The organism is Chroococcidiopsis sp. SAG 2025 (genome assembly GCF_032860985.1).
In the GTDB taxonomy this organism is placed as follows: domain Bacteria; phylum Cyanobacteriota; class Cyanobacteriia; order Cyanobacteriales; family Chroococcidiopsidaceae; genus Chroococcidiopsis.
The window spans coordinates 1,156,415-1,169,219 of sequence record NZ_JAOCNC010000001.1; the positions used below are offsets into that span (position 1 = coordinate 1,156,415).

Annotated in this window: 8 protein-coding genes and 1 pseudogene; all 9 read left to right on the forward strand. The window is 42.1% G+C overall.

The window, feature by feature from the left end; genetic code table 11:
- Window positions 1-17: 17 nt before the first annotated feature.
- Window positions 18-869 carry a bifunctional chorismate mutase/prephenate dehydrogenase gene (gene tyrA / locus N4J56_RS05585; protein WP_317105555.1) on the forward strand — a complete coding sequence of 284 codons (852 nt, stop codon included), beginning with the start codon at window positions 18-20 and terminating at the stop codon, window positions 867-869.
- A gap of 87 nt (window positions 870-956) precedes the next feature.
- Window positions 957-1,619, forward strand: a complete 663-nt coding sequence (locus N4J56_RS05590; protein ID WP_317105556.1) for a DsbA family oxidoreductase — start codon at window positions 957-959, stop codon at window positions 1,617-1,619.
- Window positions 1,620-1,740: 121 nt separating this feature from the next.
- Window positions 1,741-2,916: a 3-dehydroquinate synthase gene (locus tag N4J56_RS05595; protein WP_317105557.1), complete on the forward strand. Its 1,176-nt coding sequence runs from the start codon at window positions 1,741-1,743 to the stop codon at window positions 2,914-2,916.
- Window positions 2,917-3,143: 227 nt separating this feature from the next.
- A pseudogene (eboE, locus tag N4J56_RS40780) lies at window positions 3,144-4,346 on the forward strand (metabolite traffic protein EboE); the annotation flags it as partial.
- 72 nt (window positions 4,347-4,418) lie between these two features.
- On the forward strand, window positions 4,419-5,039 hold the full coding sequence (locus N4J56_RS40785) for a glutathione S-transferase family protein (protein ID WP_410500428.1): 621 nt from the start codon (window positions 4,419-4,421) through the stop codon (window positions 5,037-5,039).
- 101 nt (window positions 5,040-5,140) lie between these two features.
- On the forward strand, window positions 5,141-6,544 hold the full coding sequence (locus N4J56_RS05605) for an alkaline phosphatase family protein (RefSeq protein WP_317105559.1): 1,404 nt from the start codon (window positions 5,141-5,143) through the stop codon (window positions 6,542-6,544).
- 66 nt (window positions 6,545-6,610) lie between these two features.
- A complete protein-coding gene (locus N4J56_RS05610) occupies window positions 6,611-8,893 on the forward strand; it encodes an NACHT domain-containing NTPase (protein WP_317105560.1) in 2,283 nt (760 codons plus the stop codon).
- A gap of 666 nt (window positions 8,894-9,559) precedes the next feature.
- Window positions 9,560-10,696, forward strand: a complete 1,137-nt coding sequence (gene glf, locus N4J56_RS05615; RefSeq protein ID WP_039716115.1) for a UDP-galactopyranose mutase — start codon at window positions 9,560-9,562, stop codon at window positions 10,694-10,696.
- A gap of 91 nt (window positions 10,697-10,787) precedes the next feature.
- Window positions 10,788-12,680 carry a glycosyltransferase family 2 protein gene (locus tag N4J56_RS05620; protein WP_317105561.1) on the forward strand — a complete coding sequence of 631 codons (1,893 nt, stop codon included), beginning with the start codon at window positions 10,788-10,790 and terminating at the stop codon, window positions 12,678-12,680.
- The last annotated feature ends 125 nt before the right edge of the window (window positions 12,681-12,805 follow it).

The following is a 12,805-nucleotide window of genomic DNA, read 5'->3' on the forward strand; positions in this document are numbered from 1 at the left end:
AACTCCAACAACTTTAAATGAAATATAATTCGCTCGATCGCGATCGATCTCGAAAAATAACGATTATTGGTGGACGGGGTAGGATGGGTAAGTTTTTCACCCAACATCTGTCTACAGCCGGACATCAAGTCAGCACTTTGGGAAACCAAGATTGGGAAAATGCCAGTCAACTGCTTGGTGCAGCAGAACTTGTCATAGTCAGCGTTCCCATCGAACGGACAGTAACTGTTATCGAACGTGCAGCCAAGTATCTGTCGCCAACTACAGCTTTAGTTGACATTACAAGTATTAAAACCCAACCAGTACAGGCAATGCTGGTAAATCATGCCGGAGCCGTGATGGGACTGCATCCGATGTTTGGTCCCAGCGTTAAATCGTTTGCTGGACAAAAAGTCGTTATTTGTTCTGGGCGAAACGACGAAATATTTCAGTGGTTATTAGATTTTATTGCCGATCGCGGTGGCGAATTAATTAGCTGCACGCCTGAAGAACACGATCGCATCATGGTAACGATCCAAGCAACGCAACACTTTTCTCGATTTTGCTGCGGTGCATTCTTATCAGCAGAAAACATCGATCTCGATCGAAGCTTGTCAATGTCAACTCCCAGTTATCGTCAAGAAATTGAGATTGTCAATCGTTTATTCGCACAAAATCCAGCTTTATGCGTGGATATTATGCTAGCTACAGAAGAAAGATGCGAAGCGATCGCAAGACTAGCACAAACCTACAGCCGTTTAGCGGAACTCATTGTTAAAAAAGACCGTTCGTCATTAATCCGAGAATTTGAAATTGCCCAAAGCTTTTTTAATCAAGAAAATTTAGCTTTCACCAAACAGAAAGAATACGCGATCGCGGCTACTCAGTGAACAGTTAATAGCGCTCGTTGTAGTAGAGACGTTACATGTAACGTCTCTACTACAACGTTTCCGACTTACCAATTACCCATTATCCTTATGCTAATAGATATTTTCCACGATTTTGCTTGCCCTTGGTGCTGGATTGGCAAAAAGCATTTGTTTGATGCGATCGCTCAATGGCATGGTGAAGCTGTCCGCATCCGCTGGCATCCATTCTTATTAGATAACTCCATTCCGCCCGAAGGATATGAGTTTCGTAGCTTTATGCAGGCAAGAAAAGGAATCGAAGCGGTAGCATTACAGCAAATGCTCGATCGCACTCGCCAAGTAGGTGAAAGAGCAGGAGTTAAGCTAGACTTTAATCAGATATCATTGGCTGTTAACACAACTCTTGCTCATCAATTAGTTGCTTTAACGCCTGAAGATCTCAAAACAACTTTAGTCGAAGCAATTTATCAAGCTTATTTTGAACGTAACCTCAATCTTGGCGATCGAGAAACTTTGATTTCTATAGGCGATGCTGTTGGCGTAAATACAAATAAATTTCGTAATTTTTTAGGGAGTCATGCGTTAGTTAACTCAGTTATCGCTGAGTCAACATTTGCACGGCTAAATGGGATTACTAGCGTCCCATTATTCATCTTTAATAACAAAGTCAAAGTTGACGGTTCTCACTCAGTCGAAGTATTTAAACAAGCCATGACTCGCGCTGCATTAATGGAAAAAAGTGATGCGCTGGGAGTCGGGAGTCGGGAATAAGTGGTGAGTGGTGAGTAGCTGAGTGGTAAGTCTATCACTCCCTCAGCTCCCCAGTTCCCTCAGCTCCCCAGCCTCCCCAGCTCCCTCAGCTCTCTTCTTCCCCTCACTCCTCACTCCTCACATGATTCTCGAAATTCAGCGTCAGACTAATTACAGTCTGCAACCGATTCATCAACGTGTATCTGTTACCTTTCGCTATCAAGTGCATTTCACTAAAGGATTGTTTCAATTAGACAATCCGTTGTTAGCACGGGTGATGACAGCCAGTGAAAATAGTCCTAAACAAGCAATTGCGATCGTCGATGCGGGATTAGTATCTCATCATCAAGACTTTATTGCCCAACTATCTACCTACGCTCGGCGATATAACCATGCATTCCAACTAGCTGCTGTGAAAGTCGTTGCTGGTGGAGAAGCTACTAAAAACGATCCCCAGGCAATTGAACAAATTCAACAGCTAATTCACCAAACTGGCTTATGCCGTCACTCTTATGTATTGGCGATCGGTGGTGGTGCTGTATTGGATATGGCAGGATATGCAGCCGCAACCGCTCACCGAGGCATTCGTCTCATCCGAGTCCCGACAACCGTATTAGCTCAAAACGATTCTGGTGTAGGGGTTAAAAATGGCATCAATGCCTTTGGCAAGAAAAACTTTCTCGGCACGTTTGCGCCTCCCTATGCTGTTTTAAATGACTGCGACTTTCTCTACAGCTTGGACGATCGCGATTGGCGATCGGGGATTGCCGAAGCAATCAAGGTTGCTTTAATCAAAGACAAAAGTTTCTTTGACGCGATCGCCAGCTCTGCTCCTGCATTGGTGCGGCGAGAGATGAATGCCATGCAACAACTAATTTATCGTTGCGCTCAGTTGCATCTAGAACACATAGCTAACAGTGGCGATCCGTTTGAAATGGGTTCGTCTCGTCCCTTAGATTTCGGTCATTGGGCTGCGCACAAACTAGAGCAATTGACTGACTACAGCTTGCGCCACGGGGAAGCAGTCGCGATCGGCATTGCATTGGACAGTACCTATTCTTATCTATTAGGGCTACTTTCGCGCGGTGAGTGGCAACAGATACTCAATTTGCTAGAGGCGCTAGGCTTTGCCTTATACGTCCCCCAAATGAGACAAGACCGCTTATTTCAGGGACTCACCGAGTTTCGAGAGCATTTAGGTGGTGAGTTAACTCTCATGCTCCTGCAAGCGATCGGACAGGGAATTGAAGTTCACGAAGTCGATCCACTGTTGTACGGGGAAGCAATTGCACTTTTAGCTGACAGAAGTAGGGAGTAGGGAGTAGGGAGCGCACGAGCAGGCAGCAGGGGAGCTGAGGAGCAACTACCAATTACCAACTAACCCCATGTGCAACTTTTTTATAGCCCCCAATTCATCGGGGGTTGGGGGATCGGAAAACTATGGTATTTGCGAAGAGATCCCCCCTAGCCCCCCTTTCCAAGGGGGGAACAAGAGTAAGGTTCCACATCGCGTAACTACCAACTACCAATTACCAATTACCATCAATGAAAATCGATCGTAATTTACATTTAACCTATTGCACTAATATTCATCCTGGGGAGGGGTGGAACCAAGTTTTTGCTAACCTCCAGCAGTACATTCCCGCATTGAAGCAACGGCTGGCTCCTGAAAAACCATTTGGGATTGGGTTGCGTTTGGCAGATGTAGCGGCTAGGGAACTATTGGTAGAAAATAACCTAATTGAGTTGCGATCGTGGCTGCGCGATCGCGATTTATATGTGTTTACCTTGAACGGCTTTCCCTATGGCGGATTTCATCATCAAGTGGTGAAAGATCGGGTTTATGCTCCCGATTGGTCTATGTTAGAACGGTTAAATTACACGTTGCGACTGACAAGAATTCTGGCGGAGTTGTTGCCAGATGGGATAGATGGTGGTATTTCCACATTGCCGCTATCGTATAAACCCTGGTTTGAAGAAAATTCAACGACTCGCGCATTTGTTTACAGTATTGCCACCGTTCACATTGCGCAAGTTGTCGCAGAAATGGTGCGCGTTCGTGCCGAGACGGGTAAATTGTTGCATCTAGATTTAGAACCAGAACCGGATGGATTAGTTGAAAATTCTGCCGAAGTCATCGATTATTTTCAGACACAACTTCTGCCTGTAGGGGGAAGATATTTAGCAAAACATCTGGGGATTTCTCTAGCCGCAGCAGAAACGCACATACTAGAACACGTCAGAATTTGTTACGACACTTGCCATTTTGCTGTGGAATATGAAGAACCTGCGACTGTATTTCAAAGATTTCGTGCCGCAGGAATTCAAATTGGTAAGATTCAACTCAGTTCTGCCTTAAAGCTAATTGTTCCCGAACCAGCCGCACAGCGCCGCCAGGTTGTAGAACAATTGCGTCCGTTTGCGGAATCGACCTATCTCCATCAAGCGATCGCCCGCGATCGCAATGGTAAGCTATATCGGTATTCCGATTTAGTCACTGCCTTACCGGATTTAGAGCAGATCCCAGCTTGCGAGTTGCGAATTCACTTTCACGTCCCGATTTTTATTCGCGACTATCAATTTTTGCAGTCTACCCAAGACCACATTAAAACCGTACTCGAACTATTGCAACGCGATCGCATTTGCAGCTGTTTAGAAATTGAAACCTACACCTGGGATGTTCTTCCAGAAGACATGAAACTAGATTTAGTCAGCTCAATTCAACGCGAATATGAATCAGTTGCTAGGGAGCAGGGAGTAGGGAGTAGGGAGCAGGGAACAGAGAAGAAGTTACCCATTACCCATTACCAATTACCCATTATGTTGAAACTCTACGGTGGCGTTCTCAGTCGTGCTTCAATCGTGCAATGGTATTTAGAAGAATTGCAGATTCCTTACGAATACGTACAGTTAGATATGCAGGCTCAAGACCACAAACAGCCTGAGTTTCTGGCTATCAATCCGATGGGAAGATTACCAGCGATCGCAGATGGAGATTTTCAACTCTGGGAATCTGGGGCGATATTGTTGTATCTTGCCGAAAAGTATGGTGATCCGATCGCTTTTGAACAGCGATCGCTCTTAAATCAATGGGTTTTATTCGGTAACTCTACGCTTTCCTCAGCAATTTTCGTCAAAGAAAATCTCCACGAAGCACCAGAATTATTAACAGCAATTAATCAAATTCTTCAGCAACAACATTTTTTAACAGGCGATCGCTTTACTGTAGCAGATGTAGCAGTAGGTTCGCTCTTGGCTTATATTCCTATCATGATGCGAATGGATGTCAGTGCTTATCCAGATGTGGTAAACGACATCAAGCAAACAATGACCAAGGTAGATCTCAATTTATATCCTGCTGTTTTGGACTACGTGCAACGGTTGACTGCAAGAGCAGCATTTCAAAAAAGTATCGGGAAGGGAGCGAGGAGCGAGGAGTGAGGGGATTTTGGATTTTGGATTTCTCCTGAAGCTCCCCTGCTCCTTTGCTATTATCTCTCCTTCAGCGCTCTTATTCCCTCGCTCCTCACTCCTCACCCCTCATGAAAAAGACTGTCGTACTCAACGTTGTCGGCTTAACATCCAGCCTCTTAGGACAGCATACGCCGTTTTTGTCCAACTGGGCGGCGCGAGGGCAAGTCGTCCCTGTTAAATCGATGTTACCTGGGGTTACTTGTTCGGTACAGGCGACTTATTTGACAGGGAAATATCCTAACGAACATGGAATTGTCGGTAATGGTTGGTATTTTCGGGACGAGTGCGAAATTAAGTTTTGGCGACAGTCTAACAAATTAATTCAGGCTCCCAAAATTTGGGAGGTGGCGCGTTCGCACGATCCTACATTTACCTGTGCGAATTTGTTCTGGTGGTACAACATGTACTCTACGGTTGATTATGCCGTTACGCCAAGACCGATGTATCCTGCTGATGGTCGAAAAATTCCCGATATTTACACCCAGCCAGCCAACTTGCGATCGCAGCTTCAAACTGAATTAGGTCAATTTCCCTTATTTAATTTTTGGGGTCCTAACACCTCGATAGCTTCTACCCAATGGATTGCTAATTCAGCTAAATGGGTGGAAGATCGCTACAGTCCTACTCTATCGCTGGTTTATTTGCCTCATTTAGATTATTGCTTGCAAAAGTACGGCGCTGATGCAAGTTTGGTAGCAAAAGATTTACAAGAAATTGATGCCGTTTGTTGCGATTTGATTCAATTTTACGAAGCGCGCGGCACTCAAGTCATGGTGGTGTCCGAGTACGGGATTACATCAGTGTCTCAACCCGTCCACTTAAATCGAGTGCTGCGGGAAAATGGTTTATTAGCAATACGAGAAGAATTAGGGCGGGAATTACTGGATGCTGGTGCAAGTATAGCCTTTGCAGTTGCCGACCATCAAATTGCCCATGTTTATGTTAACGATCCAGCTTACATCCCCAAGGTACGCGACATACTAGAAGCAACGGAGGGTATCGAGCGAGTTTTGGATGAGGCAGATAAACCAGCTTACCATCTCGATCATCCGCGATCGGGAGAACTCATCGCGATCGCTAACTCGAAGGCTTGGTTTACTTATTACTACTGGCTGGACGATAGCCGCGCTCCCGACTTTGCGAGAACAGTAGATATTCACCGCAAACCCGGTTACGATCCCGTCGAACTATTTCTCGATCCTCAGCTCAAGTTTCCCCGAGCGAAATTAGGCTTAACTCTGCTCAAAAAGCAATTAGGTTTCCGCTACCTCATGAATGTTATTCCTTTAGATGGATCGCTTGTTGGTGGTTGTCATGGTACCTATACAGGGTTGAGTGAAGGTCCACTTTTGATTACACAACAATCCGACTTGCTAGAAGATCGCGAAGTACTCGAACCAACAGAAGTCTTTTGGTCAATACTTCAGCATCTTAAATTGGATAATAGCCAAGTCGTAAGTCATGAGTTGTAAACCGGAATTAACTGTTCGCCGATCGTTAATAACTAACAACTGATAACTGAAAAAAGAGTTTTCATCATGGGGAAAAGAGCTGCTCGCTCGCTCAAAGCATCTACTATCGGTATTAGTCGCGCTAACCAATCACTCCTCAATTTTGAGTCTAAGCTTTCTCTTGCTGATGAATTGGAAATCTCTCGCGCTACGGTACAAAAATTTTTCGTTGGTAAACCGATTGGACGGGAAAACTTTCACAAAATTTGTCAAAAGTTACAACTACCTTGGCAAGCGATCGCGGAAATGCCGGATGATGAATTTAGTTTAGAGGAGTTGGTTGTTACCCCAAAAGATGATGTCGAGACTCTTGTAGAAGATGTTAGGCAAAAAACGCGCGCCTATATTGAATCGAAGTGCGGTATCGTGCGCATCCTGAATATGTCTCAACCTACTCAATTAAATGATATTTTTACTAAAGTAAATGTTTTAGAGAAGATTGGTAGGAATCAACGCTTAAGTATCAACGATTTACTGAGTGTTCGTCTCGATTGCCATTTGAAACGTTCGCCTTTTTACCACGATATTTCCCAGCCAGTCCCAGGCATAAAAGCAATTGAGAAATATCCCAAATTGATGATTTTGGGCAACCCTGGTTCTGGCAAAACCACCTTTTTAAGGTATATCGCAACTCAGTGTATTCAAGGACGATTATTTCAGAATCTGATTCCAATTTTTATTAGCTTAAAAGTTTTTACCGAATTAGAACATCACCCAACGCTGTTAGAGTGGATTTCAACGGTTTTTGATAATTATGGAGTCGAACCAAATACTGCTAAAGATTTGCTAGTACAAGGAAGAATGCTGGTTTTATTAGATGGACTTGATGAAGTTAGAGATATAGATAGCCAAAGAGTTCTAATTGCAATTAATAGCTTTTATAATCAGTTCGACCGTAATCGCTTTATAATGACTTGCCGGACAGCGGCTCAAGAGTTTACTATTGAAGAATTTGTAGAAGTAGAGTTGGGAGACTTTGACGATAATAATATTGCTGAATTTGCTAGCAAATGGTTTGCTCAAAAACCAGATAAAATACCCAAGTTCTTACAGACACTAAAGGGTAATGCATCGATTCGAGAATTGGCAAATAATCCCTTACTACTTACTTTATTATGCTCGATATTTGAAGAAACTAATCTTCCTGCTAGTCGATTAGAAATTTATCGAGAAGGGGTGGATCTCCTTTTAAGAAAGTGGGATGCTAAACGCAATATTGAACGAAAACAAATTTATCAAAATCTATCAGCACAACATAAAGAAGAATTACTCAGTCATATTGCATTTACCTCTTTTGTAAAAGGTGAATACTTTTTAAAACAGCAAGAACTAGAGCAGTATATCATTAACTATGTAGAATCTATCTTGCAGGGAGAAAAAATAGATTTGTGCGATAGTACAGCAATACTCCAGTCGATTGAAGCCCAACATGGATTATTGGTGGAACGAGCGCGAGGAATTTATTCATTTTCTCATTTAACTTTTCAAGAGTACTTTACAGCTAGAAAAATTGCTCACTCTCCGCCTCAAACGTTAAATTTAACGTTAGAACGACTGAGCGATCGCCTAGTTACGGATAAAAGATGGCGAGAGGTTGCTTTATTAACTGTAGGAATGCTGAAAAATGCTGACTATTTCCTACTGATGATGAAGCAAAAAACTGACAATTTAATATTAGACCCAAGCTTGCAAAGATTTTTACAGTGGGTGAACTGCAAAGCCGCTGCTGCATCTGTTAATAATAAATCTGCTACAGTTAAAGCTTTTTATTACGATTTAGCGCTCGCTCATATCTTATCTGTTTTTGGTAGTACTTTTGAGCTTTCTAGAACTTTAGAAGTTAACTTTAATCGCACTCTTGAACCTAGTCTTGCTCTCGATCTTGCTCTCGATCGCACTCTGCTTTTGCCTGAATCTATACATCGCGTTTCCGAGCCAGAACGCATGATTGAAAGAGTATTAAACAGGGCAATATTTCGCGCTCGTAATAGCGAACCAGAGCTAGCACGAGAGTTGCAAAAAATGAAACCGCAGTTATCTAACTTAGGGCGAAACAAACAACAGTTTCAGCAGTGGTGGCAAGTTAATGGTAAAGCTTGGACGGAGCAATTAAAACAACGAGTCCGGTTAAAGCGCAATATTGGGCATAATTGGCAGTTCAGCCAGCAACAGAAACAAATATTGAAACAATATTATGATGCTAATTTATTATTGGCAAAATGTTTAACTACTAGTTTATTTGTTAGTCGTGAAGTTCGAGAAAAAATCGAGCATACGCTATTATTACCATTGATTGAAACTAGTGAGTAGGACATTAAGTCTAGGTAGTTTTGCACCTTCGCGCCAAATTAGGTTTTGTATAATCGATCGCCAAACCAAGAATTGAGCGATCGAGATCGCTATACGATTTGGAGTATAGAACCACCATCTCATCAATTATATTGGTAAATAGTAAACAAAAAATAGATTTGGTTCTATCGTAATTTAATATACTTAAAAATATTGCGAATCTCACCCTTCCGATAGAAGTGAGCTTGTAGTAAAAATATATAGCCTACTGAATATGTAGGATCGCAAAGAGTAAATCAAATTATGTGAGAAGCGTGCGAAAAGTGGTTGTTAAGGCTAGAACGGTTAAATAAACTGCTTTTCGTAAGACTGCTGAATCAATAAATTTAGCAATTATGACGAGCGGTAAAAATATTTCAAGCTTTTGAGAGATGAAATCCTTGTCGAAAATTTAGAATCAGATAAAATTCAGGCAAAATAAATTTAGATTTTAGAAAATTTGCCTTTAGCGATTGTAAAGTGTCAATTATCAGGTAGAAATTTTTTGCAAGGAGAATTATTTATCACTCTCATTCCGAAAAAAGCTACAAAATAAACCGTAAACTTTGTTGATGTAGCAGTGCAAGAAATTTCGCAAATATCTAATTTCACAGAATAATGAGAAATTAAAAGGAGCTATCGATCGTAATGTTTGATTACCTAATTGTGGGAGCGGGTTTCGCAGGGAGCGTCTTAGCAGAACGACTGGCGAGTCAGTTAGGCAAAAAAATTCTGATAATCGATACGCGATCGCATATAGGTGGCAATGCTTACGATTGCTTCAATGATGATGGTATTCTGATTCACAAATACGGTCCCCACATTTTCCACACAAACTCTCGGGACGTTTTCGAGTATCTCTCGCAATTTACCCAGTGGCGGTCTTACGAACATCGCGTACTTGCTAGCGTAGACGGTCAATTAGTCCCAATTCCAATTAACCTCGATACGGTCAATCGACTGTATGGATTGAGTCTCACTTCTTTTCAACTCGAAGATTTCTTTGCCTCGGTAGCAGAACCCAAAGAATACATTCGCACTTCTGAAGATGTTGTAGTTAATAAGGTCGGTCGCGAACTCTACGAAAAGTTCTTCCGCAACTACACGCGCAAGCAATGGGATATGGACCCATCTGAACTGGATAAGTCGGTGACTTCCCGGGTGGCGACGCGCACGAACCGCGATAATCGGTATTTTACAGATACTTATCAAGCCATGCCACTACACGGCTTTACCCGCATGTTCGAGAAGATGCTATCTCATCCCAACATTAAGGTGATGCTGAACGCTGACTACAGAGAAATTCTGGATGTCATACCGTTTGGCAAGATGATTTATACAGGTCCCATTGACTTGTTCTTCAATTACCGCTATGGCAAGTTACCATACCGTTCTTTAGAGTTCAAGCACGAAACTATCAATACGCCCGTGCATCAACCAGTTGCCGTCGTGAACTACCCTAACGAACACCTGTATACTCGCGTTACAGAGTTCAAGTACCTCACCGGGCAAGAACATCCAAAAACAGGTATCGTTTACGAGTTTCCTCGCGCCCAGGGCGATCCTTACTACCCCGTACCGCGCTCCGAAAATGCCGAACTTTATAAAAAATACAAGGCGTTAGCTGATGCAACACCAGAAGTGCATTTTGTGGGACGGCTAGCAACTTATAAGTACTACAACATGGACCAGGTGGTGGCTCAAGCGCTGATGGTCTATAAGAAAATCGTGGAAGCTGGCGACGATACGTCAGAAAAAGCGAATCGAGAATTAGCGCGCGTTTAGAACGGCGTGTGGGGAGAATTTAGCATTCAAAAACTGAATGCTCCCCTAGCTCCACAAGAGTTGAAGTACGTGAATCAAAGTAGGAGATTCCATGCATATAGTAGGTAGAACAAAACTACCAAAATCAGCAGAAGTTGCAAAATTGTATCTACAATGCAATGACAAAGCAGCGATCAACTATAGTGCAGAGACTCCAGAAGTGGTGTTTGCTCTACAAGGATTGATTTCTACTAATTCATACTTCAATTCTTTATACGAAACATTTTACACCAAGTACACGAGTTTAGATCGACTTTTTTACTTGCTGAACCTAGAAGGAGATTTTCAAGTTTCAGTAACAAGAGAATTGTCTAGTTGTGTTTCCCAAACAAATTGTCGTCAATTACTCAGTCGAGAAAAGTTTTTCAACTGTCAGCTAAGCAAGGCAGTTGAGATTGAGCTACCCGATCTACAACAGACACCTACTGCTCAAGGTAGAATTTATTTTGAATTAGAATGCTTGAGTCAGGTAGGAAAATTCCGAGAAAGTTTTCTCGCGACTCCACAGTTACCAGAACGCGAAGTCTCCTTAGCAGTTGTTGCTTGTACTTTTCAAAAAGAGGCTTTTATTAAACGAACTATAAAAGCTATTTTACAAGATAAATTATTACAGAGCAAATCAATAGAAATTTTAATTGTAGATAATGCTGGAACTCTAAGCCGTTCGGAATTTAGCGATCGCAGAACGAAATTAATTAGTCATAGAAACGTTGGTGGGAGCGGTGGATTTACAAGAGGGATCGTTGAAGCCTTGAGTAGCAATCGCAGTTCTCATATTTTGTTGTTAGATGATGATATTGAGCTAGAAAGCGAAGCCATTTATCGAGCTATTACCTTAAATGAATATGCCAAAAACGATCTGGTTATAGCTGGTAGTATGCTCGATTTATCGCAAAAGCATCAATTGTACGAAGCAGGTGCTTTGTATAATAAAGCACCGCGTAATCGAGAGTTTCAAGCATTTAATATAGTCAGATTACATCATCATCTCGACTTGCAAAATGTCAGCAATCTAAATCTACTCGTCGAAGCAGAAGCCATAGATTCGGCAGGCTTTTACTTTTTGAGCGTGCCGAGAAAAATTTTTGAATCAGTCGGTTTACTCCTACCTTTATTTCTGAAGGTAGATGACACTGAATTTTGTTTGAGAATTCAAGCAAGATATGGCAACGATGTAATTGTAGCTTTTCCGGGGATTGCGGTATGGCACGAACCTTTTTTTGCAAAATCTTCGATTTGGAACTATTACTATTACCGGAACGACTTGATCGTTCAAGCTCTACATGGAACTTTAAGGTATACAGACGCGATCGCGCATTTTACTAAAGCTATTGTTTCCAGTTTATTAGTTTTTGACTATAAAAATGCTCGAATGCTTATTCAAGCTTTTGAAGATTATCTCCAAGGGGCAAAAATTCTTCAGCACGCCGACTCCGAACAGTGGCACAGTCAAATTGTTAAACTCGATTCTCTTTGTCAAACTCAGCACGTTCAGTATCACGATCTACCATCCCATCGCTCCTCAGAACGAGGAATGACAGCGAGTTTAATGGAGAAAATTGTCAGTTTATTAACTCTTAACGGTCATTTTCTTCCTAACGTTTTTACACAAGACAAAGATGTATTACTATGGCAAACAGCCGAACACGCAGATCGGCGATCGCGAGCCTTTAGAAAGAATAGAATTCTCATCTTTAAAGAAGGAGGTCAATGTTTATACCGAAATGAGCTTGACAAATCGATGGGAATCAAGTTACTAATTCGATGGATTGCAATTGCAGTGAAAAGTCGAATTGAATGGTCGAAGGTAACAAGCGAGTGGCAGCAGGCAAAAAGAGAACTGACCTCTTTGCAATTCTGGCAGCGATCTCTCAATTTAGAAAAATCGGGCTTAGAAAAATCTGAGCATCAGGATTTAGTAGTTTTTGAGGGAGAACGGAAATAAATACACGCAGCCTTGGTGTCCTCTCTAAAATGATATAAATTTGGTCGCGTAATTGATGAAGGCTGCGTGTATTTATTATTGTCCAAATGCTAAGAATTCATTTGAGCGCAAGAGAAATTTCTAAG